The following is a 26,864-nucleotide window of genomic DNA, read 5'->3' as shown; positions in this document are numbered from 1 at the left end:
TTCGACGCAGGGAATTTTTTCAGGCCAACAGGGAATTTTCTGGGAAATTCAGGGAACGCGACTGGCAGAACAGGGAACCGTTTATGTGGCGCATTCCACACACCGCTCCTGCTCTGTCCAGTCAAGCGGCAGTTGCATGCGCACAAGCTTTTCGAGGGTCAGGCTGGCCGGTTGCTGGCCATCCAGAATCGCCGTTTGGATCGATGGCGCAAGGAAGGCCAGTTGAGCCCGGGTTCGGATATACGCCTCAGTGACCTGTTCGCGCCGGGCGATCTGCGAAATCGGCATACCCCCTTGAAGGTCCGACGCCCATTTGTGCGCTTTGGCCAGCCCGCGCAAGAGTGTGCGATCCGGGGCCGGCGTCATGTCCCCGACGACGATCCGGCTTTCCACGCCCCGGCGCCGCACCGTGAACTGGGCATCAATGGAGACCGACCGCTCGGACAGCTTGGCAGGCACTTGATCCAAACTTCCCGCAAGCGCGTTACGATCGAGTGTCACCGAGATTCTCTCGGCACCGAGTTGGCCGCTGGCGACCAGCCCCGTCAGGATTTGTGTTTCGCCATTCCGCAAGCGCTCGGTCAAACTGGTCACCATGCGCATCGTTTCCTCAGACGCCGCCAAATCCGGTGTGGTGAGAAGCGCATGGCGCCGGGCCAATTGGTCGAGGTGGTCCGCGACGAGGTGGGCGACAGAGATCTCAAAGCGGCCCGCCGGCAATCGCCAGCCACTCGCGTCCGGCCCGCCAGTTAGCAACCGGTTGGAGACATAGTACCGTCTCCGCTTGCGGCCCTTGGACGTGTGGCTCGGCGTCAGACGATCGCCCGTCTGGTCGCGGAACTTGCCCATCAGCGGCGCGGAACCGGTCGCGCCGCCCCGCACCGTAGCTTTCGACCTCGGCCGTGCGCTCGCCGCCTGCAGCTTGACCTGCACTCGGTTCCAGAGATCGGCGTCGATGATGGCCGCGTGCTGCCCGTCGAACACCTTGTCCTTGTGGCGAATGCGCCCCGTGTAGACCGGGTTGCAGAGAATGTGGTGGATCTGGCCGCGTGAGAGTGGCCCGCCGCCCTGGGCTCTGCCGGTCGAGAAGCTGTGCCGCTTGGAGCGCAAACCGCGGCGCTCGGCTTCCTGTTCGACGGCGCGCAGGCAGCCGAGGTCATCATAGAGGGTGTAAAGCGTCTCGATCGTCTCGCGCTCAACCTCATTGATGACCAGGCTGCGGGTATTGGTATCGGGGTGGGGATCATAGCCCAGCGGCGGGACGCCGCCCATCCAGAGGCCCCGCTTCTTCGAAGCCGCGATCTTGTCGCGAATGCGTTCGGCCGTCACCTCCCGCTCGAACTGGGCAAAGCTCAGCAGCATGTTGAGCGTGAGCCGGCCCATCGACGACGAGGTGTTGAAGGCCTGCGTCACCGAAACGAAGGAACATCCCGCTGCCTCGAACCGGTCGACAATCTTCGCGAAATCCGAGAGCGACCGCGTCAACCGGTCGATCTTGTAGACCACCACCATGTCGATGCGCCCGCCATCGATGTCGTCCATCAGCCGCTGCAGGCCCGGGCGCTCCAGCGTGCCTCCCGAGACACCACCATCGTCATAGCGAGCAGGCAGCAGGCTCCAGCCTTCGCCGCGCTGGCTCGTGACGTAAGCGGCACAGGCCTCGTGCTGCGCATCGAGCGAATTGAACTCCTGCTCGAGCCCGTCCTCTGTCGATTTGCGGGTATAGATGGCGCAGCGGATCTTTCGGCTCACCGCCCTGCCCTTCCAGCAAGCCCAAAGAAGCGCGGGCCGGACCAGTGCGCGCCGGTGATCTCGCGCGCTATGACCGAAAGCGAACGCCAGGTCTGATCCCGCCAGCGAAAGCCCTGCTCGGTGACGTCGACAACATGGGTCACGCCGTTCCACTCGCGCAGGAGCCGGCCGCCTGGCTGGAGACCCGGGCTGCGCTTCGGCGCGTCCTCACCCGCGGCGCGGTTCAGTTTACTCATGAAGCCCTTGGGCAAGCCGCCTATGGCGCGGGCCTGCACCTCAAAGGCGAGCGTCCGTCGCAGAAAGGGCCGGCTGAGATTCTTTGGCGGCGAGGCGTCAAAGACGTCCCGCCAGAAAGCCACGAGCTGCGGGCGGTCCATCACCTCGATCTCCGCTACCGAGATCATTGGTGGGCCTCGTCCGTCAATGTGGTGCGGTAAACAGACGTACCATCGCCATCCTTGGTGCGGTCGATCACGTGGCCGGCCTTGCGCAGCCCGCTCAACGCCGCGCGGACTGTGTGCCGCTGCCAACCCGTCGCCTTGCAGAGATCGTCGAGGCTTGCCCCGCCCGCGCGGTCCAGCATCTCGCGCACAAGCGCCGATTTCGTCTTCCTAGGCATCTTCGGTTTGGGGGCTTGCCGTTTGTGCGCCGCGCTCCCGGCCTTAATGCCCGCCGCCATTGCGTTCATCTTCGTCATTAACCTCTCCCGGTTTGCGGGCCAGCCGGATGCCGGCCCTGTCACCGAGAGCAGCCCGGAACATGTGTCGGGCGCATGGACAGAAACGCTCGAACGGGCGCGACAGTCCAGTACGTTCCGGAGTATAAGTCAATGTTTTACAAGATGCGCAAAACATCCAAACTGATGGCGTCGGACGACAAAGACGATACAACTTCCAGAATTCTACCCAGCTCAAAAACAGATGGGTTCTTTATCACCGCTCACCGATTGGACTACGCATGGGGGCGCGAGCCATTCTAGGTCGCCACTATCAAAAGACGCGGATAAATATCGAGAGAGCAAGATGACACCGGAAGAAAAAATCAAGGCACTTGAGGATCAAGTGATGGAAGTGCGACACGCGGCAGTGGCGATGGTCATGGGGATGGCAGAGGCCGTCACAAACGGCCCGAATGCACGCGAAGATCTGGCGCGTGGTTTTGACCAAGCGGCCACTCAGAGTGACGGCGAGACACGGCGACTGGCGGAACTGGTCGCCGAGGCCCTGAGACGCACCGAAGACACATAAAATGAGTAGCCTCTTGCCCGCATATGGTGCGGTCTCATAGTTGATCCTCTATCGCCTTCCCCCTGAGGACGGCGGCGTCGACACCTCACCAGCAACGCTCGAACCGGCGCGGCAGCACAGTGTAAATAACCACCCACCGCGAGGCACCGGTTCGGCACTGGTCAACGGATCAAGTGCCGCAGAGTCGCCCACATTCCTGATTGCTGCAACGCGCCGTGTCGGGCATCGTCCGCAGTACGTATCTAAGAATATTCAGAAGTTTCACCATGTCGAAAGGACCCTGAACAAGACCAACCTCGAAAAACTGGGAGCGGACAAGCTCGCTGCATTGATCATGGAGCTGGTGCAGGACATCGCCGCTGGACAGAGGTGCGCCGTCCCGGTTGGCAGGAGCGTGCCGATACCGTAACCATGCTGACATGATCCGCGCGCCCAATTCCTTGATCGATGCTATCGTCGCCGCACCAGATGACACTGCACTGGCCCGCCTGTTACACGATGGGGCCCGGGAACTGCTGATCGACCCCTCTGCCATATCAGATGTCGCTGCCATTGCGGTAACCACAGCGGACGATGACGCGATGCAGGCGGCCGCTTTGCTTTTGTCCAGAGCGCTCGACGAAGCACGGATGGCCTCGGAGAATGGTGCGCCCGAGGGCTCTGCGTTGATCGATACCCTCGAAGAGGCCCTGTCGGCGCAGGACGCCGCTCATGCGCTTTCGCCGACGCTCCGCCTGCGCCTCGCCCAGATCTATTCCCGTGCGGGCCTCCCGCCGCCGCCCTTCGCCATGCTGACCGCTGATGTCATGGCAAATACCGATTCCGGGCCCGCAGAGGTGCCCGGCCTCGACGCGTGGCTCGACCCGGTCCTGGAGAAGGCCGGCGATGCCCCACAGGAGGCGCATGCCGCGCTGACCGAACTCTTGGCGGGATTGCCGCCGGACCTGGCTGCTATGCTGGTCACCATGACAATCGCGCGCTCAGGCGCAGTGGAAGCACGGCTCGGCCTTTACTGGCTGCTCGACCCGCAGCCCATCCTTCGCCTTTCCGCAGCATCGGCGCTATTGTCCCGCGCCGAGACGGGCACGCAAGCTGCCGACCTCGGAGCGTTGCTGCCCACCCTGCGCAAGTGGTTGCCGGAGGACGACGCGCGCGCCGCCCTCGACGGGGTGATACGGCGACAAATGCGAAGCGGCATATCCCGGACGGCGCCGCCCATTGCCAACATCCACCGAGCCGCTGCCAGCCTGCCGGACGGGGTCGGCGCCCAGAGCCTGCTCGCCGTCTTCCAGATCGGCAGCCGTCGCGGAATTGCCATGGCCATGTTGAAGCAGGGCCACGGCGTGAAGGACGCCTTCGTCATCCACTGTTCAAGCGCGACGGAACAGAAGCACATGCTCGCCCGCATCCTGGACGAGGTCGAAACCTTCGATATCTCCCAAGACAGGCTTGCCGAGGCGCTGGCGCACGGTCTAGGCGAAGGACAGGAATTGGGGCTCTTGCCTGCCCCGGGCAAAGTAGATCTTGCCGAAATCCTGGGCCCCGATACGTTGAGTCCCGTTGCATCAAGCGGCGAGGCCATTCTCGAGGCCATCGGCGCAGCGGAGGCCCTCGCCGATCTTCCGGCCGCTCGCCGCACCGCGCTTGTCAAGGCCAGCGCCGACTGGACCCAACGCTTCGACCAGGCTGACAGTTGGTTCGAGGACACCGGCGCGTTGCGCGCAGCCATTGCCCGCGCCGGAACGGAGAAGGGGCGTGAAACCGCTGTCTGGAAGCATCTCGTGGCGCGCCGGGACTGGTGGGCGCGGCAGTTCGCGGTCTCTGCGGCAACGCTGAAATCCGCAACGGAGGTCGACCCGACGCTCTGGCTATCCTTTGCCGCGGTGGCGCAGGCCCTTCTCGACGGCCGGTCTCTGAAACGGATCCCGATCATGACCGAGATCGTGGACATGACCCTGGACGCCGCCGACGCACGCGACGGGGATATCGCGCCGGTCTCTCAAACCAGTGCTCCGGGCGAGGTCGGTTCTCTGGCCGCACAGGCCGGGATAACCGAGGCCTATCTGCAGGGCTACCTCACGGCGCTGGCAATTGCACCACTTGAGCCGTCGCCACAGGACTGGCTGGGATCGCTGCTCGGCGGGATCGAAGTCTCCGACGAGGGCGCGATCAACCACCTGATGGGCTTGGTGATGATACACGCCAACCAGTTTAATGACGACGCCGGTGACCCGAAGACGGTAGCCGCCACGTTTGACGCGCTGAACGCAGACGATGTGACGAACTGGGCGACGGGATTCAACGACTTCGTAACGGCGACGCGACGCTGCTGGCCGTCAAAGCATCTCAGCGCCGAGGACAAGCGCGTTCTGAATGACATTGATAACGCCGCCCAGGGCGCCGGCGGCGAAACGCTGCGCCGGGTACTACCCTCTTGGGTGGCCAGGCGCCACGCCTTGCGGCAATAAAGATTTGGGAGAGGCGGCATCAAACGCGGAATCGATGTCTGCGACGAAACCATCCGGTGGATATTTGCCACTCTCAACATAGCGGGGAATTTTAGCGTTTGCGGGGAACAAGCACCAATTCTTATACCCGCGACATCGTTTTAGAGTTCCAGGTATCGGACCGGATCAAATGGGCAAATCACGCCAGGAAACTGACAAAGGGGAAGCTTGCTTGATCGCGGCTGAGCAAGTTCAGAGAAAACTGATGGCTCTTGCCAAAGAAATAAAACGATTACAGGATCCGAGCGTTGCGCCGAACAATCCACTGCCGGTCGATAATTTTCTGGAAGAGATGAGCAAGAGGAAGAATGCTCCAAGAGTTATATTCGAGCCGAAACCTTTGAACGACGAAATTTGGACCGAAAGCACCACGACCTACGTATACGCGCGAATTGAATGGGCCTTTGCAATGGCAGGGCGCCTTCGAGGAGGCCAACGATCCGGGCATAAAGGCGAGTTGCGGAAACTGAAAACTTGGGTCGAGCGACAGGAGAAAGATCCCGGCCGGCCGGTACCACTCCACTTTGTACAGAAAACGGCTCTGTTGTTTTCGAAAGGGATTTTGAAAGACAGAAGGCGGACCCGTATCCAGACCATCAGCAATATTGGTTATTCCGTTCCATGTGAGCAGACCGATCTGGCACAACTTAAAAAATGGATTGATGAAGATCTTGCCGACAGCCGGCTCCGAAGCAAAGGACGTCCGACAGACTATCAGAAGATCGTGTTCGCGGCAGAGATGGCCAATCTTTGGAACGATTTGACGGGCAAACCGATCTCAAAGGGTCCGGAAACAAATTTCGCGAAATTTGTGGTGGCGTGTTGGGACAGTGGTTTTGTCGGCGTTGACATGAATTCCAATTTCAAACGCACAATTCGCCATCATATCGAAGAAAGCGACGAAGATTATTCATGTGGTCGGTGCAATGGCTGCCGAGAATCTGAGAAATGTGAACGAATTCGCTATTTCGGGATACTGATCTAGAGGCTCAGAATTTCATAGCTCTTGGTTTCCTCCAAGAACCAGGACTTTGAAAATGACGTCTAAGAAATCCCGAAGCCATAAATCTGATGGCGCTACCGACGGGCCCCGGAACGATACCTCGGTGCACAGGCACCTGGAATACGTTGCCACGGAAAAGCTCACGCCCAATGCGCGCAATGCTCGCACCCATTCAAGAAAGCAGATCCGTCAAATCGCTGAAAGCGTGCGGCAGTTCGGGTTCAACAACCCGGTTCTGGTCGATGATGCGTATGAGGTGATCGCCGGCCATGGTCGACTGCTGGCCGCGCAAGAGCTTGGGATCACTGAGGTGCCTGTCGTGCGGCTCAGTCATCTGAGCGAGGCGGAAAAACGCGCCTATGTGCTGGCCGACAACAAGATCGCGCTCCATGCGGGGTGGGATGGCGAATTGCTGGCGGCAGAGCTTGGCGACCTGGCTGTGCTTTTGCCCGACATCGATCTAGATCTCGAAATCACCGGTTTTGACCCAGGCGAGGTCGACATCATCTTGACGGATTTCGACGATCTGGAGTCTTCGCCTGACAAAGAAGACGATGTTCCGACCCCCTCGGAAACAGCCGTCTCGCGCCACGGGGACATTTGGCAAATGGGTCCTCACAGGGTGCTGTGCGACGATGTCCGATACCCCGAGGGGGTCGCGGTACTTTGCGCAGGAGAACGTGCTGACCTGGTCATCACTGATCCGCCATTCAACGTGAGAGTCCAAGGGCATGTCGGCGGCCGTGGCAAGACCAAGCATTCCGAGTTTGCCTTCGCCTCGGGTGAAATGTCCGAAGACGAGTTTCGGAAGTTTCTGCACGACAGCATCAGCGTGATGGCAGACCATTCGAAAGATGGTGCGTTGCTGTACCTCTTTATGGACTGGCGTCACATCGAGCTGTTGCTTTCCGTCGGACGCGAGCTTGGCCTTTCTCTCAAGAATATCTGCGTCTGGAGTAAGACCACGCCGGGGCAGGGATCCTTCTATCGCTCGGCGCATGAGCTCGTGGCGGTTTTTGCCAAACCCGGGCAGCCGACCACAAACAACGTGCAGCTTGGCCGGTACGGGCGAAACCGAACAAATGTCTGGTCCTACCCAGGCGTGAATTCATTCCAGGCCGGCAAAGGGGGCGATCTGGCGCTTCACCCGACAGTGAAGCCCGTGGCGATGATCGCAGAGGCGATCAAGGATGCCTCCAGGCGCAGCGAGTCCGTGTTCGACCCTTTCCTTGGCTCAGGGACCACGCTTCTGGCCGCCGAGAAGGTCGGACGGCAGTGCTATGGCGTTGAGTATGAGCCCCGGTATGTCGATGTCGCCATCCGGCGCTGGCAAGAGATGACAGGCAAGGACGCCGTGCTGGCGCACCGCCTCGGCGGGGCAGGCGAGATAGACGCGTGCATAGGCTCCAGCTTCGATGAGTTGCGCGCCAGCGCCTGTTCGAAAGAGGAGGCGGAGAAATGACGCATCGCGACGATGACGAAACCCCGAAGCCGGACTACGAGGTTGGGTATTGCCGCCCCCCCAAGGACAAACAGTTCAAGAAGGGCCAGAGCCCAAATCCCACGGGGCGAAAGCGCAAGCCTAAATCCGTCCGCGAGCAGATCAAAGACGTGCTGGCACAGAAGATACCCATCACTGAAGGCGGAAAAACAAAGAAGTTACCACGCCAGCAGATCATCCTGATCAGTCTCGCCAACAAGGCTGCCAAGGGCGATTTGAAGGCCGCGGCCTTCGTCTTCAACCTCGTCTGCTCACCCGAGCATGCTGATACAGACACTATCGATCAAGGCAGCTTGTCGCCCGACGATCAGGCCATGTTCGACAAGGTGTTGCGGGAGCTCATGGGATCGGAGGACACCCAGCCTTCAGAATCGGATAGTGGCATCGATCCACACAGTGCCGAGATCCCACCTCGGGAGGAAAAAGAAGAAAGCCGGCCTTTACCGCACGCGCCGGAAGACGAGGAGAGGTCCGATGAAGACTAACGTGAAATTCGATGAGGCGATGCTTCAATGGGCAACCGATCACCCAAAGCTGGTTTTAGATGAACTCCTGAGGACCAAATTTTCCAAGTTCATCGAAAGGTGCTTCCGGGATCTGAATCCTGGCACGGCGTATCTTCCGAACTGGCACATTGAAGCGATCGCCTGGCACCTCGAACAGGTCCGCCTCGGAAAAATCAAGCGCTTGATCATCACCATGCCACCAAGGTCGGCCAAATCAATATCGGCCTCGGTGGCCTTTCCCGCCTTTGTGCACGGCCATGATCCGACAAAACAGATCATCACCGTCTCCTACGCCCAGAACCTCGCCTCAAATCACCACAACGCATACCGTTACATTGTTTCGTCCACGAGGTACCGAAACCTATTCCCTGGCACGCGCATAGAGCCCCGCAAAGACAACGAACAGGAAGTCTGCCTGACACGGCGTGGTAATCGCTTCTCGACGTCAGTGGGCGGCGTGATAACCGGGAGAGGGGGAGATATCATCATCATCGATGACCCTCTGAAACCCGATGAGGCCATGTCGGAAGCGCGCAGAACCGCGGTGAATAACTGGTACGGCGGCACATTACTCTCCAGGCTCAATCAGAAGAAAGATGGAGCCATCGTAATCGTCACGCAGCGGCTTCATGTCGATGACCTTGTCGGCCATGTCACCGAGTTTGACGAAACCTGGACCGTGCTAAACCTGCCTGCCATTGCAACCGAGAAGCAGACCATCCAAATCGGGAATGACCGCTATCACGTTCGCCAGAAAGGCGACCTTCTCCATGCCGAGCGGGAAGATCAAGCGGTCCTCGATGAGCTGCGAGCCAATATCGGTGGCGAGGCCTTCGAAGCCCAGTATCAACAACAACCGGTGCCGCCAGGCGGCAACATGATCAAGCGGGAGTGGCTTTCCTACTACGATCGTGTGCCCGAGGTGTCTGACGACGCCACGGTATTCCAGAGCTGGGACACCGCATCGAAAACCGGCCTGGAAAACGACTGGTCCGTGTGCACCACGTGGCTCTACATGGAGGGCTACTATTACCTTCTGGATGTCTGCCGTGAAAAACTAAATTACCCGGATCTCAAGTCCAGGATGATCCAAATGGCAGGTCGGTACGACCCTTGGGTCATACTCGTCGAGGACACCGGCGTTGGCACAGGTCTACTGGAAGAGCTGAGGAATGAAGGCCTCGACGCAGTTGAGGTCAATCCGACGCAGTCAAAGGAGACAAGAGCTTACTTCCAAACGCCCAAGTTCCAGGCGCGCCGTGTTCTCTTCCCGACCGCGGCCCCCTGGTTATCAGATCTCGAAGCCGAACTCCTGGCCTTCCCGGCCGGCCGTCATGACGATCAGGTCGACTCCATCATCCAGGCGCTCGGGTACAAGTACCTCGAGGGGCCAAGTGTGGTGTGGATTTGATTTAAAATGGGTGGCGCAACTTCATGGCTGGAAAGCCGTTCGATGCTGGCAGAAGGCGCACGGACCCGAGAGGGAGACGCATCTCGGTGAGAAGCGCACCGACGGGGTTCTTGATCCGCGCCATTACTTCGTCCCCGCCAAATCGTGTTCTTCCATACGATCATAAAGGTCGACCATGTTGCCGGACTTGATCCGGAACTGGCTACGCCTTTTCGTCGTGGGGTTGTCGCTCGCTTCATCCTCCAGCTTGATGCCAGGATCGTAATAGACATCGCCTTTCGCGAGCGCCCCGACGAGGTGATTGAAGCTCGTGCCTTCGCCCAGCCGAACTACAGAACCGTACCGGTATTCACGCTGCGGGACCTTTTTTACCTCGCCTGGTACATAGACGGCCTGCGCGTGCTTCTTGCTCCAGATGCCCAGCAGAGCGGAAAAACTCCATGATGCGGCAACAGTGGCAGCGTCATCCATCAGCAGGAGCGCGCCGTCAGCATTGGTGACATTTCCGGTGTCGTGATCATAACCGTCGAGCACGAGCGTCATGCCCGTACCCTTGTGACGTTCATTGACGCGGTGAACGCCACCAAAGTTCAGTCGGTCAGCGCGTCCGCGCTTGTCCGGATAACCGAAGCGCCGGATGAATGCTTCGACGCCTTCATCTCTGTAAACGCCCCCGGTTGGCTCCGGCGTCATCAGCGTGATGACTTTGGACGGCGGCACGCGAACAAAGTTTCCGACTTGGTTCGCCTTGACCTCCCAGCCCTCGAAGTCGGGCTCCGCGCGCCCGTTACGGGCAACGCCAAGCTCGGCTTCGAGCGTGTAGCCGATGCAGTTCGAAGCTCTACACGGCACCAGGCTGCCATCGGCCCGTAAGGCTTTGGACACAATCCAGTCCTCACGGTGAATCCGTAGAAGCTGTTCGAGCAGAATGTCGCGCGTGCTTTTTGCCCTGACCGCTAACGGAATGCGGCGGAACACACCCACCGCTTCCAGATCTCCGAGGGCGGGCAAGGCGCGCGCGAGGCTGCTGTCATGCCCTGCGCACCAGCCGATAATCCGGCGGTCAAAAGTGATCCCGAAGAACAGTAGCCGTCCGGGTTGACGGGTTGTCAGCAGGTCTGAAGGCGCGTTACGTGCGCCTTTCAGAAAACCGGAGAACCGTACTTCCGGATATTGAGGGTACAGGATCAGCTTTGCGTGCGGCGCTGGCACGCTACTGCCGTCCGGTTGTAGCCATTCAAGCGGCAGCGCCGCCTTCATGATCCGATTTCCGTCCTTGGTCTCGTCCACATAGGGTTCGCCGGATGGCAAGATATTGGTGACTTCCATGCTGCCCGAGAGATAGGGCTGGTTCTTGGAGTTGTCGTTCGGGGCCAGCTCCTTGACCAGAAGGCGATTGACCCGGAGCTCGGACATCATTCCGCGCAACTGTTCTATCGTCAGATCGGGCAGTAGTTCCTGTCGTGCCGCCATATGTTAGCCTGACCCCCTGATTTCCAGGTTCTGGTTATTACCCCCAAGCCACGTCACGACCTCATCCAGCACGCCATCGAGGGATTTACGGAATTTGCCCTTGAGCGCGCACTCCCAGATCACGAGCCATCGCCAACCCTGATCGCGCAGGGCGGTTTCGACTTCCGCGTCGCGTGCGCGGTTGCGGTCGATCTTTTGCTGCCAGAATTCGGTGCGGGTTGAGGGCATCCTGAACAGATGGCAGTCATGTCCGTGCCAGAAACAGCCATGCACGAAGATCGCCGCGCGGTAGCGACGCAGAAACAGATCAGGCTTGCCGGGAATGGCAGGGGAATGAAGCCGGTACCGATAGCCGCGCGCGTGTAGCGCCTTACGGATCATCAGTTCCGGTTTTGTGTCCTTGCCCCTGATACCGGACATCATCCGGCTGCGCGTATCCCTGTCTACGATATCAGGCAACGACCTTCTCTTCCTCCTCCGCAGTTTTTGCTTTTGACGGCTCTGCCATCGTGTCCGCTTCAGCTGATCCGGCGATGAAGGGCTGCATGTGGCGGGCGACGGCCTCGACAACCGGCACGACGACAGCATTGCCGAACTGCTTGTAGGCCTGCGTATCCGACACCGGGATCTTCACCAGTTTTCCGTCGCGGCCATCGAAGCCCATCAGGCGCGCGCATTCGCGGGGTGTCAGGCGGCGTGGGTTCTTGCGCGCCCCCTGACTGACCAGAATTTCCGAGCCGTCCTTGTAGTAGCGCGCCGAGAGCGTCCGTGCGGTATCGTCCGGCCCGACGAGGCCGAAGCCGAACCCGTTACCGGCGGCGCGGTGCTTCTCGGCATAGCCCTGCAAATACCCCCACAAATGATCCGAGAGGGTGTATTTATCCAACACCTTCGCCTTCGGTCCTGCTGTGTAGCGAAGCTCGGCCTCCTCGCTGCCATCCTCCGGATGCAGGATCGTGCTCATCTTCGGGCCTTGTGCCGTATCCGGCAGGACAAGATCATCCATCGAAAAGCCGTTGTTCTCTTGGAACCCGACAATGAATATCCGTTCGCGGTGTTGCGGTACGAACGACTTCGCATCGATGATGCGCGTCTGGATGTGGTAGCCCAACTCTTTCGACAAGGCGCGGCGGATCACCTCGAAGGTGCGGCCCTTGTCGTGGCTGACTAAATTTTTCACGTTTTCGAGCAGAAACGCCTTCGGGCGGTGATACTCGATGATGCGGGCAACATCGAAGAACAGCGTGCCTTGCGCATCGCACCGGAAGCCGTGGAGCCGACCGAGCGAGTTCTTCTTCGACACGCCCGCAATCGAGAAGGGCTGACAGGGGAAGCCCGCAAGCAGCACGTCATGTTCGGGAATGTCGCCAACCGGAACAGTGGTGATGTCTCCGGCGACGTCATGGTCGCACTCGTGGTTCGCGAGGTATGTCTCGACGCAGAAGCGGTCGCGTTCAGACGTGAATACGCACTTGCCACCGATGGACTCGAAGCCCTTGCGCATCCCGCCAATGCCCGCGAACAGATCGATAAAGCGGAAGTCGCCCTCTGCGGGCGGCTTGCTCTTCGCGATGGCGCGTAGCGTCTCCAGTGCGGCCTTGCGCGGCGCGCTCTCGCCGGTCTCCCATCTGTAGATCGTGCGCTCGCAGTAGCCCAGCTTCTCGACCGCCTGCGCGATGGAGTAACCCGCTTCCTGCCTCAGTCTGGAAAATTCGTTCATGCTGCCCTCGTTTCTCTGGGAATTATTCTGACATGCTGTCAAAAGAACATCAATAGAACTCATACGACATCCAGGGGTTAACCCATGCGCCCCCCGATGATGCTGTGTCCTGAAGTGGTCCCGGTTTTCCGGACAGCTCAGCGGCTGATCTAAGGTGTATCCGGTTTGGGTTTCATGCCGCCAATTTCTCGTTTCGACCGCGCCAATATGCCTCCTTCGGCGTTCTGCGCACAAGGGAAGAATGAGGGCGTTCGGTGTTGTACAACTAAACGTCAGAACACCCACGTTACTGAGTGCCGCGAGGTTCTTTATCGATGGCATCCCTGGTTTGGTCGATTTGTTCATGTCCATCAGGCGATCGACAAGCCCGGCGATGCGGTGTTTCGGTGCAATCTTACCGGCCGCCGGTCGGACCGGCTTCTGGAAGTCCCGGCATGGATGTTTGACCGGGCCGCATGTGTGGCCTGCCGTCGGGTCGATGTGGCGCATGTGGGCCTGGACACCCTGACGAGCCTTGCGGAGTTGGTCCGCGATGCTGGCTTTACCTCGCTTGATAAATCCGACTCCTCATCGCGCGCTGGCGCAGCATTGGACTCTGAACCCACGATTCGGAGGTCGGCCAATGCCGCGCAAAACGATAAAGACGCAACTCGAGCTGTTCCCGGAGACCCGATCCACAGCTGCGACACCAATCCCGCCTTGGCAGAGCCTGCCCGCCGACACGCGGCAAGCGCTGACACGGCTGATGGCGCGCCTGATGACGGAACACGCCAGCGCGGTGGGCGGGGAGGGCGTTGACACATTAACTCGACCGTTGGCGCGCTGGCCGGTATTGGTCCTTGAATGAGCAAGATTTCCTACGCCCGCCACCGATTTCCATCGTCAATAATCCAACGGGCGGTCTGGCTCTATTTTCGCTTTCCGCTGAGCTTTCGGGATGTTGAGGAAATGCTGGCAGAGCGCGGGATCGATGTCAGCTATGAAACCATCCGCCGCTGGATACTGAAGTTCGGGCCGACGATCGCGGCAAAGGTCAGGTCTCGCAGAGTTCAGCCTTCGGGAACCTGGCATCTTGACGAGGTTTTTGTCCGTATACGTGGCAAGCGGGTTTACCTGTGGCGCGCCGTTGACGACGAAGGCGAGGTTCTTGAAGTCCTCGCCCAATCACGCCGAAACAAGCAGGCTGCCCTGAACCTCATGCGTAAACTCCTGAAAAAGCAGGGCTACGTTCCGGACAGGATCGTCACCGATAAACTGGGTTCTTATTCCGCGGCGCTTCGAGAACTCGGCCTGACCCACCTTCATGTCACAGGAGCTCGATCGAACAATCGGGCTGAAGTCTCACATCAACCAACACGCCGACGAGAACGGCGAATGGGTCGATTCAAATCGCCCAACTCGATGCAGCGATTTCTGTCCGTCCACGATGCCATCTACAACCATTTCAATTTGCAACGCCACCTGATCTCCCGCCGGACCCTCCGTCAGACACGCGCCAATGCGATGGCCGCCTGGCATCAAATCGTTGCCGCATGAATGCGGACTGAAGCAACTTCTCGGGCAACCCGAAGTTACCGTGACAACGCCCTTGCGAGTGACCTCGCTGGCCCCTACCCTTCCTGAATGAGTAAGCCCAATCCGTTTCGCTACTTTCGAACAAGCCGTGAAATCATCCGGCTGGCGGTAATGATGTACGTCAGATTTCCGCTCTCGTTACGCAATGTCGAAGACCTCCTGCACGAGCGCGGCATCGATATCAGCCATGAGTCCGTCCGATTTTGGTGGATGCGGTTTGGCCCGCTTTTCGCTTCTGAAATCCGCAAAGCCAGGATCCAGAGGATGAGATCTTATTCGAACTGGCAATGGCATCTGGACGAAGTTTTCGTGAAGATCAACGGCGAAACCCATTACATGTGGCGGGCCGTCGACCACGAAGGCGAGGTTCTTGATGCCTTTGTCACCAAGCGTCGCGATCGCAAGGCCGCATTGAAATTCCTTAAGAAATTGATGAAACGCTACGGCAAGCCAGACCGCATCGTCACCGATAAGTTGCGCTCTTATGGGGCGGCGATGAAAGAAATCGGGAACGCCGATCGGCAGCTTACAGGGCGCTGGCTGAACAATAGGATCGAGAACTCACACCTACCCTTCCGACGAAGAGAGCGTGCCATGTCCCGCTTCCGGCGCATGCGAAATCTACAGAAATTTGCCGCCGTTCACTCTTCAATCCACAACTTGTTCAATTCGGAGCGAAGCCTCTACAGCAGACAGAATTTCAAACGGAACCGAGCCGTCGCTCTCGCCGAGTGGCGTCAACTCTGCGTCGCATAAAGGGCAGCGTTTCTGTCCAAGGCGAGACGAGTTCGAATCCGTCTGACAGCACCTGTGGCCGTGACCCGATAGATCGACTTGCCTGCGTCGTCCCTGGTGCGGTCGATAACGTGTCCCGCCTTGCGCAGGCCGCTGAGCGCCGCCCGCACGGTGTGCGGCTGCCAGCCCGTCGCATTGCAGAGATCGTCAAGGCTGGCGCCGCCCTCGACTTCCAGCATCTCGCGCATGAGCGTGGCCTTGGTCTTCCTCGGCGTCTTCGGTTTGGAGGCTTGCCGTTTGTGTGCCGCGCTCCTGGTCTTATTGCCTGCCAGCTTTGCCTTCGTCTTCGTCATGTTGGTCTCCCGTGTTGCGGGCCAGCCGAATGCCGGCCCTGTCACCGAGAGCAGCCCGAAACTCTGTCGGGCGCATGGACAGCAACGCTCGAAACGGCGCGACAGTCCAGTACGTTTCGGAGAAAACGCGTCAATGTTTTGCAAGTTGAGCAAAACATCCCTCGTGATGGCGTCAGATGACAAAGACGAGATATAACCAGAATTCTACCCAGCTCAAAATCAGATGGGTTCTTTACCACTACTCAGCGATTGGACTACGCATAGGTCGCGAGCCTTTACAGGCTGCCACTGTCAATAAACTCGGATGCATATCGAAAGGGCACCATGACGCCGGAAGAAAAAATCAAAGCACTTGAGGATCAAGTGATCGAGGTGCAACACGCGGCAGTGGCAATGGTCATGGGAATGGCAGAGGCCGTCACAAACGGCCCGAATGCACGCGAAGACCTGGCTCGTGGTTTTGACCAAGCGGCCGCCCAGAGTGAAGGCGAGGCACGTCGGCTGGCAGAACTGGTCGCCACGGCACTGAGACACCACGACGGCACACGAAACGGGTGATCTGCAGGATACAGGACCGAGCGTTCGATACCGGCTTCCTCCAGCCCTGGACTTCGCGGAAACATATCCCCGCGTGGAGGCCGCCGTTGGTTTCCTCGTTGACTGGTCAGCCCACGCACGCGCGGCTCGCGTTGTGATGGCTCGGGCCGACGAATTGGACGGTAATTCCTATCACACTCTCTCGACTACCGCCGATGCGATTGAGGCGGAGCACCCGCTCTCGGCAACGTTGATGCGGCGCGCAATGATTGAAGACAGCCTCGATGGCGCGAAATCCAAACGCTATCGTCACGCGGCGCGGCATCTTGAAGAATGCCAGTCATGCGATGCCGCCATTGAAGACCATGGAGACGCCCCAACCCACGCGGAATTCGTCACGGCACTCAAAGAGAAACACCCGCGCAAACATGGGTTCTGGCGCCTGACTAACCAGTAGCGGCGGTCAAAGAGTGGCACCCGTCTTGCTCACTTGAACAAAGGATGGTCATTCAGTGTAAACCATTGGACCATAGAGCGGATAATCGAGCCTTGTTTACCGTCGTTTGCGATTTGTGTGCCGATCTGACATCCGGACCGACGGTTCGATACTGCTCCCCACCGTAACGAAAGTTCGAGATCACCATTTCGAAGGCAAGAACAAGTGGTCCCACGGAAAACACGCATGTGACATGCGCACCCCTATACTGAACCTGTAGAACCGATTAAGAGCCTCGGGTCACGACACAATGATAGCCCGAGTATGCCGCAGCACATGGTGAACGCCAAGGCCTCGACGCGACGCGAAGCAAAACTCCACAGTGCTTACCTGAAACGATCGGGCATCGTATGTCAGTGGCTGACAAGGCTTCGATATCCGGTGCGCTGATCCTCTATGACTTTGCCGTCGTTTGGAAGGCTGCCCTTGGCGACGATCTCGATCCGGCCCTTCAGCTTGAGCGTATCGGCCAGCGCGTTGGCATAGGATTCGGGCTCTCCGCCATCGGCCTCGATCTGCACGGTCATCACGTCCATCTCGCCCTCGCGGCTGGCGATCACCCGGGCGCGGGAAATCTCGTCATGGCGCGACACCAGCGCCGCCACCTGCTCGGGGCGCACGAACATGCCCTTGATCTTGGTCGTCTGGTCGGCCCGGCCCATCCAGCCCTTGATGCGAATATTCGTGCGGCCACAGGGGCTTGCGCCCTCCATCACCGCCGACAGGTCACCGGTGGCAAACCGGATCAGCGGATAGTCCGGGTTCAGCGTGGTCACCACCACCTCGCCCACCTCGCCGGGGGCGACGGGCGTGCCGGTGCCCGGCCTCACGATCTCCACGATCACACCCTCGTCGACGATCATCCCGTCGGCCGCCTCGCTTTCATAGGCGATATTGCCCAGGTCGGCGGTGGCATAACATTGCAGACAGGTGATCCCCCGTTCGGCATATTCCTGCCGGAGTGACGGGAACAGCGCCCCACCCCCGACCGCCGCTTTCGTGATCCCCAGGCTCAGCCCCATCTCGTCGGCCTTGTCCAGAATCACCTTCAGGTAATCGGGCGTCCCGGCATAGGCGGTGACGCCGATATCATGCGCCGCCCGCGCCTGAAGCTCGGTCTGGCCGGTGCCCGCGGGCAGCACGGCGGCGCCCACGGCCCTTGCCCCGCTCTCGAAAATCATCCCCGCCGGGGTCAGGTGATAGCCGAAACAGTTCTGCACGATATCGCCCTTGCCCACGCCGCAGGCATGCAGGAAACGGCCCACGCGCCACCAGTCATGGCTTATGCCACCCGGCTCGTAGATCGGGCCTGGCGACTGGAAAATATGCGCGAACCCCTCCGGCGCCAGCGTCGTCAGCCCGCCAAAGGGCGGCTGCCCGCCCTGCGCCTTGCCAAGGTCGCTCTTGCGCAGCACCGGCAGGACCGACAGCGCCTCGACACTGGTGATGCTGCGCGCATCCACCGGCGCCAGCGCGTCGCCATAGCCGGGCAGGGCCTGCGCGCGGGCGATCTGCTCGGGCAGGGCGCGGGCGATATCCGCGGCGCGATCCTCGGCCGGGCGGGTTTCGAGATCATCGAAATAGCGGGTCATGACGGCATCCTCTGGGTTGCGCCCGGGGGCGCGACAGCGTGACGGGGGAACAGGGCAGGGCGACGATCGGCAACATCCGGGCGCCATCCCTGCGGAACTGGTAAACCTTCAGCTCAGCCAACGCTTGCGGCGGCGATAGCTGCGCACGTCGCGGAAACTCTTGCGGCCCTCCTCGGACATGCCGAGATAGAACTCCTTGACATCCGGGTTCTCGCGCAGGTTCTTGGCCGGCCCGTCCATCACCACGCGGCCATTCTCGAGGATATATCCGTAATGCGCGAAGCGCAGCGCGACGTTGGTGTTCTGCTCGGCCAGCAGGAAGGTATAGCCCTGATCCTCGTTGAGCGATTTGACGATGCCGAAGATCTGCTCCACCAGCTGCGGCGCAAGCCCCATGCTGGGCTCGTCCAGCAGGATCGTCTCGGGCCGGCTCATCAGCGCGCGGCCGATCGCCACCATCTGCTGCTCCCCGCCCGAGGTATAGCCCGCCTGGCTGCGGCGGCGCTCCTTCAGGCGCGGGAAATAGGTATAGACCAGCTCCAGATCCTTCTCGATCTCGCCCCGCGACGAGCCGCGCGTATAGGCGCCCGTCAGCAGGTTCTCCTCGACCGTCAGGTGCTCGAAGCAATGCCGCCCCTCCATCACCTGGATGACGCCCTTCTTCACCAGGTCCGACGGCACAAGGTCCTGCACCCGCTCGCCGCGATAGCGGATGCTGCCCTTGGTCACCTCGCCCCGCTCGGACTTGAGCAGGTTCGAGATGGCCTTCAGCGTGGTGGTCTTGCCCGCGCCGTTGCCGCCCAGCAGGGCGGTGATCCCGCCCTTGGGCACCGACAGGCTGACCCCCTTCAGCACGAGGATCACGTGGTTGTAGATCACCTCGATGTTGTTGACCTCGAGAAGGGTCTCTTCGGTTCGTCCCGTGTCGAGCATGTATTTCTCCGTACCATTTTCATGAACTCTGCGAACCCTGTATCTTGGGGATGGAAGTGGCAGCCACGCCGCCACTTCCCATTGTCTTCTCGAATTGCGATCAGTTGCAGCGAAGTTCTAAGCCTGCCTCCGCCGCGTAAGCCTCAGAATCTGCGGTTATCAGAGGGTCGACGACCTCCGCGTCCGGCGCGATGAAGTCGGTTAGCATGGTCCAGCTTTTCGTTTGCGCATTCCACTGGCGGACGGCCGCCAAGCCTTGGCCGCCGTGATTGGAACATGTGATTTCGATTTCCGGGGCGAAATTGGCGAAGCCCAAACTTGCCATTTTTTCCTCGGTCACAACTAGCGCTTCCATGCCGTCACGAACCATCGCCCCCGTGACTTGCGCAACCCCATGTATTTCCTGCGCTTTCTTCACGGCTTCCACTGCAAGCATTGCAGAATAAAGGCCACGATTGTAAAGGACAGTTCCCATTTGGTCACCGTTTCCGGCAGCAAGACCCGTATCATATACATATTTTTTCAGGTCATCATACACACCAAAGTCCGACCCCGGGGCATGCATCGCCAGCGCCTTATAGCCGTCAGAACTTTCGCCTCCCGGCAAAACGTCGGACTCAGACCCAGACCACCAGACACCAATCATGTTTTCCAATGGAAAGCGCACGTTAGCTGCTTCGTTGATGGCAACAGGGTTCATAACGCCCCATCCCCACAACAGCACGTAGTCCGGCTTTTCTCGCCGGATCTGCAGCCACTGAGATTTCTGTTCCTGCCCCGGGTGATCGACGGCGAGGGAATTGAACGAGAAACCGTGCTTTTCGGAGAGAATCTCCAAGGTCGGAATCGGTTCTTTGCCGAATGCTGAGTTGTGGTGGACCAGCGTGATCTTCTTACCTTTTAGGTCGCCACCATTCTCTTCAAGAAGGTATTTGACAGCAACACTGGCACCAGCCCAGTAATTGGTCGGGTAGTTGAAAATCCACTCAAAGACCGCTCCATTAGCCGCTGAAGTCCGACCATGTCCTATCGAGTGAATCGGGATCTGGTCTACGCTGGCTTTTGGAATTAGCTGATAATTCAACCCAGTTGAGACGGGTTGATACAAAATCGCATCTTCCTTTGTTGCTTCGTAGCACTCAACACCTTTCTCCGTATTGTATCCGGTTTCACATTCCGGCATGTTGATTTTTATTCCGCCGATGCCACCGTCACGTTCGTTGATCAACGTGAAATAATCCGTGTAGCCGTCTGCGTTAGGTATGCCGTTCGCTGCATAAGGTCCTGTGCGAAAGCTGATCAACGGGATCTTCAGATCCGCCAGCGCCGGTCCGGCGGCAATCGCCGCAGCCACGATTGCAGTTACCAATTTGGTTTTCATCGGTTCGTATCCTCCCTTGGTTTCTCCGATGGTCTTTCAGGGTGAGTGGCAAACCACCTCACCACTTTAGCCTTCCCTAGTGCGGGAACGGCCAAAGCCTCAGCTTCTCTTTCGCTACGCGCCAAAGTTGCGCTAGCCCGTGCGGCTCCGCGATCAAAAAGATAACGATCAATGCACCCACGATCATGTACTCGAAATGTGCGGCCAGATCGGTGGGCCAGCCCAGCACCCCCACAACGACGTTCTTAAGCAACACCGGAAGCAGCACGAGGAACGCGGCGCCGGCAAACGAGCCGAAGATCGACCCAAGCCCGCCGATGATAACCATGAACAGGACAAGGAAAGACTTATCGATGCCGTATGATTCACCCGCGTCGACCGCACCGAGATAAACTGCGAAGAAAAGCGCACCGGCGATGCCCACAAAAAAAGAGCTGACCGCGAAGGCACTGAGCTTAGCGCGCAAAGGGTTAACCCCGATAATCTCGGCCGCGATATCCATGTCGCGGATCGCCATCCATTTCCGCCCGGCCGTGCCACGCGTTAGATTGCGTGCGATCAGCGCGGAAACGAACACGAAGACAAGGCAAATCAGGTAGGCGGCCCAAGGCTGGGTTTCTGCCGCTGTGACCGGCACCCCAAACACCGTACGCTCAGGAGCATTTATCTGCCCCGAGGCCGAGTAGTTGTAGAACCAAGGCACCCTGTTGAAAAGCCAGACAAGAAAGAACTGCGCCGCCAGCGTCGCTACAGCAAGGTAGAACCCCTTGATGCGCAATGACGGCAGGCCGAACAACATACCTACACCTGCGGCAATGCCACCTGCCAAGATGATATGTAGTATGATGCTAGTGTCCGGAAAAACTGTCATCAGTTTGTAGCATGCATAAGCGCCCACAGCCATAAACCCGCCAGTCCCAAGGCTAACCTGGCCACAGTAGCCGGTTAGAATATTCAGCCCGATTGCCGCGATCGAATAGATCAGGAAGGGAAGGAACACTGCATTGAGCCAGTAATCATTGATCAGGAACGGCACCACGGCAAAGGCCACAAGCAGCACCACGTAATACCGGTACCGGTCGAACTTGATCGGGAAGGTCTGCGCGTCGTCCTGGTAGGACGTCTTGAAGTCACCCGCTTCGCGATAGAACATGTCAGACACTCTCCCCGAGAATTTCGTCGCGCTTGACCGCGCGGTTTGGGGCCTTGGCATAGCCCGTTTCTTCCGAATGGCGCACCAGCCACAGGTAGGCCAGCATGCCCGCCCCGCCGCCGGCCGCGGCCAGCAGCGCGGCGATGACCATCTGGCTCGCGGCCTCCGCCGTCAGCGCCAGGTAGCCGAAGGCCCAGAACCCCGACCACGCCACGACATTGGCAATGGCGATCAGTTGTTTCATGCCGTGCCCCCCTCGAACTCGGCCGCGTCGCCGGGCCAGTCCTCGCCCTGCGGCCCGACAAGGCAGAACCGGTGCCCGGTGGGCGCCTCCATGACGATCCAGGTCTTCAGCCGGGCGATCTCCTTCGCGCCCAGCCCCTTCAGCCGCTCGCACTCGGCCTCCTTGTCGTCGGTCTCGATGTCGAGATGCACGCGCGGCTCGTGATCCACGGCCTGAAGCAGCACCTTGGGGTGGCCGGTATGCCCGTCGAACTGGGTGTACTTGCCCCGCTCGTCGATCCGGCCCTCCTTGCCCAGCATCGCCGACCAGAAGGCCGTGGCCTCCGAAAGGTCGTCGGTCTTGCAGTCGATGCAGACAACGCTGATGCGCGATTTGTGGGTCATGATCCGTTACACCCGTTCAATGATCTTCTCCCCGAACAGGCCCTGCGGCCGGAACACGAGGAACAGAAGCGCCAGTACGTAGGCGAACCAGATTTCCGTCGCCCCGCCCAGGTAGGGCGCGCCGATGGCGAACTCGAACAGCTTCTCGCCCACGCCGATCACCAGCCCGCCGACGATGGCGCCGGGGATCGAGGTGAACCCGCCCAGCATCAGCACCGGCAGCGCCTTCAGCGCAATCAGCGACAGCGAGAACTGCACGCCCGACTTGGTGCCCCACATGATCCCCGCGACCAGTGCCACGAAGCCCGCCAGCGACCAGACCATCACCCAGATGAAATTGAGGCTGATGCCCACCGACAGCGCCGCCTGGTGGTCATCGGCCACGGCCCGCATGGCGCGGCCCTGCTTGGTGTACTGCGCGAAGATCACCAGCGCGATCACCAGAAGCGCGGCCACGCCCGTCGCCACGAGGTCCAGATTGTCGATGAAGAAGCCGTAGCCGAAGATCTGATAGGTCACCTCGTCGATCACGCCGTTGATCCCCTGCGGCAGGCCCACGTCGAGCGTCTTGATATCGGCGCCCCACATGATGTCGCCGAACCCTTCGAGGAAATAGGCAAGGCCAATCGTCGCCATGAACAGGATAATCGGCTCCTGGTTCACGAGGTGGTTGAAGATCAGCTTGTTCACCGCCCAGGCCAGCGCGATCATCACCAGCATTGTCAGCAATATCGCCGCCAGTGCCGGCACGTGCCAGCCGAAGTGATGCACCTCCGTCCCGAAGATGGCGTTGATCAGGTGGGCGAAGGGCACCTGTCCCTCCATGATCCCCACCAGCGTCAGCGCCGCGAAGAGGGCCAGCACGCCCTGCGCATAGTTGAAGATGCCGCTCGCCTTGAAGATCAGGACAAAGCCAAGCGCCACCAGCGCATACAGCACCCCGGCCATCAGGCCGTTCAGGAAGACCTCCATTCCCCATACCAGCTGATCAGGCATTGGTGCTCTCCCCCTTCATGCCGCCGGCTTGCACCGACGCAATACCGACAAAATACCGACGTAATACCGACGTTGCGAAATCAGTCATGAGCCACCCCCAGGTAGGCGTCGATCACGGCCTGGTTGTTGCGCACCTCGTCGGGCGTGCCGTCGCCGATCTTCTTGCCGTAATCCATCACCACGACCCTGTCCGACAGGTCCATGACGACGCCCATGTCATGCTCGATCAGCACGATGGTCGTTCCGAATTCGTCATTCACATCAAGGACAAAGCGGCTCATGTCCTCTTTCTCCTCGACGTTCATGCCGGCCATCGGCTCGTCCAGCAAAAGGATCGACGGCTCGGCCGCCAGGGCGCGGGCCAGCTCCACCCGTTTCTTCAGGCCATAGGGCAGGCGGCCCACCGGCGTCTTGCGGATCGACTGGATTTCAAGGAAGTCGATGATCTTCTCCACGACCTCCCGGTTCTCGACCTCTTCCCGCTCGGCCTTGCCCTTCCAGATCGCCTGCGCCAGCAGGCCCGATTTCATCTGCCGGATGCGGCCCGTCATGACGTTGTCGAGCACGGTCATCCCCTCGAACAGGGCAATGTTCTGGAAAGTCCGCGCGATACCCTGCTGCGCCACCTGGTAGGGCTTCATCTGCGGGCGCTTCTCGCCCTTGTAGAACACCTCGCCCTCCTGCGGGTTGTAGAAGCCGCTGATCACGTTCAGCATGCTCGACTTGCCCGCGCCATTCGGCCCGATGATCGCCCGTATCTCCCCTTCGCGGATGTCGAAGCTGATATCCTTGATCGCCACCACGCCGCCAAAGCGCAGCGTGATGTTCTTCATCTCCATCACCACCCCGCCGATCTTGCGGCCGTCCTCGGTGACAAATCCCTCGGTCGCGTCAAGCATGTTGATATCCCTCGATAAACCCTGCCGGGATGGCGCGCCGCGCGGGCTGCGCACGGTCGATGCATCGGCGGTTAGTGGTTTTGCGCCCAATCTGGTCCCGCGCCGTCTCCGCAGCGGTGTCTTCACCCGGCAGGGCAAAGGCACAGGAAACGCACCGGTCGTAACCTTTTGTTAACCTCATTCCGCCGCCACCTTCTCGGCCGTGTCGACCGGCACGACCTTGGCGTCGATGATCTTCAGCGTGGCGCTGATATAGCCCTTGCGGCCATCCTCGTAGGTCACTTCCGTCCGCGTGCTGATCTCGTCCGATCCGTCATAGAGCGCGCCCAGAAGGTCCTCGAACTTCTCGCCGATCACGCCCCGCCGCACCTTGCGCGTCCGGGTCATCTCGCCATCGTCGGCGTCCAGCTCCTTGTGCAGCACCAGGAACCGATGCACCTGGCAATGCGCCAGCATCGGGTCTTCCGACAGGCTCCGGTTGACCTCCTCCACGTGCTCGCGGATCGTCTCCAGCACCCGCGGATGCCCGGCCAGCTCCTGGTAGGAGCCATAGCCGATATTGTTCCGCTCGGCCCAGTTGCCCACCGCCGTCAGGTCGATGTTGATGAAGGCGGTGCATTCCGACCGTTCATTGCCAAAGACCACGGCCTCGAGGATGTTGGGGAAGAATTTAAGCTTGTTTTCCACGTACTTGGGCGCGAACATCTTGCCGTCGGCCATCTTGCCCACGTCCTTGGCGCGGTCGATGATCCGCAGATGCCCGGTGCCTTCCTCGAAGAACCCGGCATCGCCCGTCGCGACCCAGCCCTCGGCATCCTTGGTCGAGGCGGTGCTGTTGGGGTTCTTGTAATATTCCTCGAACACGCCCGGGCTGCGATAGAACACCTCGCCATTCTCGGCGATCCGGATCTCCACCCCCGGCGCGGGCACGCCCACCGTGTCCGACCGCACCTCGCCATCGGGCTGAACGGTGATGAAGACCGAGGCCTCGGTCTGCCCGTAAAGCTGCTTCAGGTTGATCCCCAGCGAGCGGTAGAAATCGAAGATCTCCGGCCCGATCGCCTCGCCCGCGGTATAGCCCACGCGCACCCGGCCGAACCCCATTGTGTCCTTCAGCGGGCCATAGACGCACAGGTCGCCCAGCCAGTACTTGAACCGGTCCCAGCCGCTGACCTTCTTGCCGTCAAGGATCGCCGGGCCCACCCTCCGGGCATGCTCCATGAAGTAGCGGAACATCCGCTGCTTGAGCCGGCTGGCATCCTCCATCCGGATCATCACGTTGGTGAGCTGCGTCTCGAACACCCGCGGCGGGGCGAAGTAATAGGTCGGCCCGATCTCGCGCAGGTCGGTCTGCATCGTATCGGCGCTTTCCGGGCAGTTCACGCAGAACGCGCACCAATAGGCCTGCCCGATCGAGAAGATGTAATCGCCCACCCATGCCATCGGCAGGTAGGCCAGAACCTCGTCCTCCTTGCGCAAATGGTCGAACTCGGCCGAGGATTTCGACGCCTCGATGATATTGCGGTTCGACAGCACCACGCCCTTGGGCTTGCCCGTGGTGCCGGAGGTATAAAGCATCACGCAGGTGCTGGCATAATCCAGCTTCTCGCGCCGCGCCTTCAGCGTCTCGATATGGTCCTCGCGCGCCGCCCGGCCCTGCTCCTGCACGCGGGCATACTGGTGCAGCTTGCTGTGATCGTATTTCCGCAGGCCTCGCGGATCGACATAGATCATGTGCTCGAACTGGTGGAGCTTGTCCTGGATGTCGATGATCTTGTCGACCTGCTCCTGGTCCTCGACGATGGCAAACCGCGCGCCGCAATGTTCAAGAGCATAGGCCAACTCGTCGGCCGCGGCGTCCTGATAGAGTGGTACTGGCACAGCACCTACAGACTGAACGGCAACTACCGCCCAATAAAAATATGGCCGGTTACGTCCGACAATGGCGATAAAGTCACCCTCGTTCACGCCGAGATTCAGAAGCCCAAGCGCCAGTGCTTCGACTTCCTTCTCGGTTTCAGCCCAGGTCCAGCTTTGCCAGATCCCGAATTCCTTTTCCCGATAGGCTACTTTGTTACCAAAAAGACGCGCATTGCGATGCAGTAGCGCCGAAAGAGAGTTGAGCTCTCCGGTTTCCTTAAGCGATGTTGCCAAATTCATTTCCTTGTGCGCGCCCGTTTTCGGCCATTGACCAGAATTGGGCTGTCCCCACCGCCACAAGGACCGCGCTTTGCAGTACCACGTAGTGTCTGACCAATTTCTTCAAAAAAGCACCAACCGGTCTCCTCACCACGGCCGGACCCGGTAGAGATCACAGCTCCGACATCGCCACTATCGGTCTCGTGCGCACGGTCTTGCTCGAGATGCCGTCTCCTAGGCGGCACATAGCACCAATCAACTCCCACAAATCGAAACTTCCAAAGTGTACTTTCCTGCAGACCAGTTTTTTGCGCACGACCCCGTCCCG

28 protein-coding genes are annotated in these 26,864 nt (G+C 59.8%); 12 read left to right on the top strand and 16 right to left on the bottom strand.

Translation table 11 applies throughout. The features are described 5' to 3' along the window. Positions 1 to 81: 81 nt before the first annotated feature. From ACO07J_RS04580 to ACO07J_RS04570, 3 genes are read right to left on the bottom strand one after another with little or no spacing between them, the layout of a single operon-like run. A complete protein-coding gene (locus tag ACO07J_RS04580) occupies positions 82 to 1,752 on the bottom strand; it encodes a recombinase family protein (RefSeq protein ID WP_350485222.1) in 1,671 nt (556 codons plus the stop codon). Continuing rightward, complete coding sequence (locus ACO07J_RS04575; protein WP_350485221.1) at positions 1,749 to 2,156, bottom strand: DUF2924 domain-containing protein; 408 nt, start codon at positions 2,154 to 2,156, stop codon at positions 1,749 to 1,751. Before ACO07J_RS04575 ends, ACO07J_RS04580 begins: the two co-directional genes overlap by 4 nt. Continuing rightward, positions 2,153 to 2,449, bottom strand: coding sequence for a DUF3489 domain-containing protein (locus ACO07J_RS04570; RefSeq protein WP_350485220.1), 297 nt, complete (start codon positions 2,447 to 2,449; stop codon positions 2,153 to 2,155). Before ACO07J_RS04570 ends, ACO07J_RS04575 begins: the two co-directional genes overlap by 4 nt. 325 nt (positions 2,450 to 2,774) lie before the next feature. Here ACO07J_RS04570 and ACO07J_RS04565 point away from each other — a divergent pair, with 325 nt between their 5' ends. From ACO07J_RS04565 to terL, 7 genes are all read left to right on the top strand, one after another. Then, positions 2,775 to 2,999 carry a hypothetical protein gene (locus ACO07J_RS04565; protein ID WP_350485219.1) on the top strand — a complete coding sequence of 75 codons (225 nt, stop codon included), beginning with the start codon at positions 2,775 to 2,777 and terminating at the stop codon, positions 2,997 to 2,999. Between the two features lie 40 nt (positions 3,000 to 3,039). After that, positions 3,040 to 3,408 carry a hypothetical protein gene (locus tag ACO07J_RS04560; RefSeq protein WP_350485218.1) on the top strand — a complete coding sequence of 123 codons (369 nt, stop codon included), beginning with the start codon at positions 3,040 to 3,042 and terminating at the stop codon, positions 3,406 to 3,408. A gap of 10 nt (positions 3,409 to 3,418) precedes the next feature. Further along, positions 3,419 to 5,467 carry a UPF0149 family protein gene (locus tag ACO07J_RS04555; protein WP_350485217.1) on the top strand — a complete coding sequence of 683 codons (2,049 nt, stop codon included), beginning with the start codon at positions 3,419 to 3,421 and terminating at the stop codon, positions 5,465 to 5,467. A gap of 169 nt (positions 5,468 to 5,636) precedes the next feature. Continuing rightward, a complete protein-coding gene (locus ACO07J_RS04550; protein WP_350485216.1) occupies positions 5,637 to 6,491 on the top strand; it encodes a hypothetical protein in 855 nt (284 codons plus the stop codon). A 52-nt stretch (positions 6,492 to 6,543) separates the two neighbouring features. Then, positions 6,544 to 7,971 carry a DNA methyltransferase gene (locus ACO07J_RS04545; protein WP_350485215.1) on the top strand — a complete coding sequence of 476 codons (1,428 nt, stop codon included), beginning with the start codon at positions 6,544 to 6,546 and terminating at the stop codon, positions 7,969 to 7,971. Continuing rightward, positions 7,968 to 8,495 carry a DUF5681 domain-containing protein gene (locus ACO07J_RS04540; protein ID WP_422026712.1) on the top strand — a complete coding sequence of 176 codons (528 nt, stop codon included), beginning with the start codon at positions 7,968 to 7,970 and terminating at the stop codon, positions 8,493 to 8,495. The genes ACO07J_RS04545 and ACO07J_RS04540 overlap by 4 nt, the downstream gene beginning before the upstream one ends. Then, positions 8,485 to 9,927, top strand: a complete 1,443-nt coding sequence (gene terL / locus ACO07J_RS04535; protein ID WP_350484544.1) for a phage terminase large subunit — start codon at positions 8,485 to 8,487, stop codon at positions 9,925 to 9,927. Before ACO07J_RS04540 ends, terL begins: the two co-directional genes overlap by 11 nt. 123 nt (positions 9,928 to 10,050) lie before the next feature. Here terL and ACO07J_RS04530 read toward each other — a convergent pair whose 3' ends face one another. The 3 genes from ACO07J_RS04530 to dcm are packed head-to-tail and all read right to left on the bottom strand — an operon-like array spanning position 10,051 to position 13,120. After that, on the bottom strand, positions 10,051 to 11,400 hold the full coding sequence (locus ACO07J_RS04530) for an MvaI/BcnI family restriction endonuclease (RefSeq protein ID WP_350484545.1): 1,350 nt from the start codon (positions 11,398 to 11,400) through the stop codon (positions 10,051 to 10,053). A gap of 3 nt (positions 11,401 to 11,403) precedes the next feature. Next, the gene (locus tag ACO07J_RS04525) at positions 11,404 to 11,859 is read right to left on the bottom strand and encodes a very short patch repair endonuclease (protein WP_350484546.1); all 456 of its coding nucleotides are present in this window, start codon (positions 11,857 to 11,859) and stop codon (positions 11,404 to 11,406) included. Continuing rightward, a complete protein-coding gene (gene dcm, locus ACO07J_RS04520) occupies positions 11,852 to 13,120 on the bottom strand; it encodes a DNA (cytosine-5-)-methyltransferase (RefSeq protein WP_422026709.1) in 1,269 nt (422 codons plus the stop codon). The genes ACO07J_RS04525 and dcm overlap by 8 nt, the downstream gene beginning before the upstream one ends. A 622-nt stretch (positions 13,121 to 13,742) precedes the next feature. On the opposite strand from dcm, the gene ACO07J_RS04515 reads away from it, so the two are divergent. From ACO07J_RS04515 to ACO07J_RS04505, 3 genes are all read left to right on the top strand, one after another. Continuing rightward, a complete protein-coding gene (locus ACO07J_RS04515) occupies positions 13,743 to 13,967 on the top strand; it encodes a hypothetical protein (protein ID WP_422026707.1) in 225 nt (74 codons plus the stop codon). Then, positions 13,964 to 14,656, top strand: coding sequence for an IS6 family transposase (locus tag ACO07J_RS04510; RefSeq protein ID WP_350484032.1), 693 nt, complete (start codon positions 13,964 to 13,966; stop codon positions 14,654 to 14,656). The genes ACO07J_RS04515 and ACO07J_RS04510 overlap by 4 nt, the downstream gene beginning before the upstream one ends. An 87-nt stretch (positions 14,657 to 14,743) precedes the next feature. Next, positions 14,744 to 15,451, top strand: coding sequence for an IS6 family transposase (locus ACO07J_RS04505; RefSeq protein WP_422026705.1), 708 nt, complete (start codon positions 14,744 to 14,746; stop codon positions 15,449 to 15,451). Here ACO07J_RS04505 and ACO07J_RS04500 read toward each other — a convergent pair. Then, positions 15,433 to 15,783: a DUF3489 domain-containing protein gene (locus tag ACO07J_RS04500; protein ID WP_422026703.1), complete on the bottom strand. Its 351-nt coding sequence runs from the start codon at positions 15,781 to 15,783 to the stop codon at positions 15,433 to 15,435. The genes ACO07J_RS04505 and ACO07J_RS04500 overlap by 19 nt on opposite strands. A 324-nt stretch (positions 15,784 to 16,107) precedes the next feature. Here ACO07J_RS04500 and ACO07J_RS04495 point away from each other — a divergent pair, with 324 nt between their 5' ends. Both ACO07J_RS04495 and ACO07J_RS04490 read left to right on the top strand, forming a co-directional pair. Further along, complete coding sequence (locus ACO07J_RS04495; RefSeq protein ID WP_300893809.1) at positions 16,108 to 16,341, top strand: hypothetical protein; 234 nt, start codon at positions 16,108 to 16,110, stop codon at positions 16,339 to 16,341. A gap of 1 nt (position 16,342) precedes the next feature. Continuing rightward, the gene (locus ACO07J_RS04490) at positions 16,343 to 16,777 is read left to right on the top strand and encodes a DUF6880 family protein (RefSeq protein WP_366914644.1); all 435 of its coding nucleotides are present in this window, start codon (positions 16,343 to 16,345) and stop codon (positions 16,775 to 16,777) included. A gap of 392 nt (positions 16,778 to 17,169) precedes the next feature. Here ACO07J_RS04490 and ACO07J_RS04485 read toward each other — a convergent pair whose 3' ends face one another. The 9 genes from ACO07J_RS04485 to ACO07J_RS04445 all read right to left on the bottom strand — a co-directional run bounded on the left by ACO07J_RS04485 (position 17,170) and on the right by ACO07J_RS04445 (position 26,557). Further along, positions 17,170 to 18,408, bottom strand: a complete 1,239-nt coding sequence (locus tag ACO07J_RS04485) for a phenylacetate--CoA ligase family protein (protein ID WP_370276445.1) — start codon at positions 18,406 to 18,408, stop codon at positions 17,170 to 17,172. Positions 18,409 to 18,516: 108 nt separating this feature from the next. After that, the gene (locus ACO07J_RS04480; protein WP_350484720.1) at positions 18,517 to 19,341 is read right to left on the bottom strand and encodes an ABC transporter ATP-binding protein; all 825 of its coding nucleotides are present in this window, start codon (positions 19,339 to 19,341) and stop codon (positions 18,517 to 18,519) included. Positions 19,342 to 19,441: 100 nt separating this feature from the next. Continuing rightward, the gene (locus ACO07J_RS04475) at positions 19,442 to 20,722 is read right to left on the bottom strand and encodes an ABC transporter substrate-binding protein (protein ID WP_350484721.1); all 1,281 of its coding nucleotides are present in this window, start codon (positions 20,720 to 20,722) and stop codon (positions 19,442 to 19,444) included. A gap of 76 nt (positions 20,723 to 20,798) precedes the next feature. Continuing rightward, positions 20,799 to 21,875: a branched-chain amino acid ABC transporter permease gene (locus ACO07J_RS04470; RefSeq protein WP_350484722.1), complete on the bottom strand. Its 1,077-nt coding sequence runs from the start codon at positions 21,873 to 21,875 to the stop codon at positions 20,799 to 20,801. Between the two features lies 1 nt (position 21,876). Beyond that, on the bottom strand, positions 21,877 to 22,119 hold the full coding sequence (locus ACO07J_RS04465) for a hypothetical protein (RefSeq protein WP_350127922.1): 243 nt from the start codon (positions 22,117 to 22,119) through the stop codon (positions 21,877 to 21,879). Then, the gene (locus ACO07J_RS04460; protein ID WP_350127925.1) at positions 22,116 to 22,502 is read right to left on the bottom strand and encodes a VOC family protein; all 387 of its coding nucleotides are present in this window, start codon (positions 22,500 to 22,502) and stop codon (positions 22,116 to 22,118) included. The genes ACO07J_RS04465 and ACO07J_RS04460 overlap by 4 nt, the downstream gene beginning before the upstream one ends. 6 nt (positions 22,503 to 22,508) lie before the next feature. Continuing rightward, positions 22,509 to 23,498 carry a branched-chain amino acid ABC transporter permease gene (locus ACO07J_RS04455; protein WP_350127928.1) on the bottom strand — a complete coding sequence of 330 codons (990 nt, stop codon included), beginning with the start codon at positions 23,496 to 23,498 and terminating at the stop codon, positions 22,509 to 22,511. An 80-nt stretch (positions 23,499 to 23,578) separates the two neighbouring features. Next, positions 23,579 to 24,397 (bottom strand): ABC transporter ATP-binding protein, encoded by an 819-nt coding sequence (locus tag ACO07J_RS04450; RefSeq protein ID WP_420423131.1) that lies wholly within the window; start codon positions 24,395 to 24,397, stop codon positions 23,579 to 23,581. A gap of 177 nt (positions 24,398 to 24,574) precedes the next feature. Continuing rightward, complete coding sequence (locus ACO07J_RS04445; RefSeq protein WP_420423130.1) at positions 24,575 to 26,557, bottom strand: AMP-binding protein; 1,983 nt, start codon at positions 26,555 to 26,557, stop codon at positions 24,575 to 24,577. Positions 26,558 to 26,864 lie beyond the last annotated feature (307 nt).

It is taken from the genome of Roseovarius sp., from assembly GCF_965228755.1.
GTDB lineage: Bacteria > Pseudomonadota > Alphaproteobacteria > Rhodobacterales > Rhodobacteraceae > Roseovarius.
The sequence above is the reverse complement of the archived record's forward strand: the minus strand, read 5'-3'. Positions and strand labels throughout refer to the sequence as shown.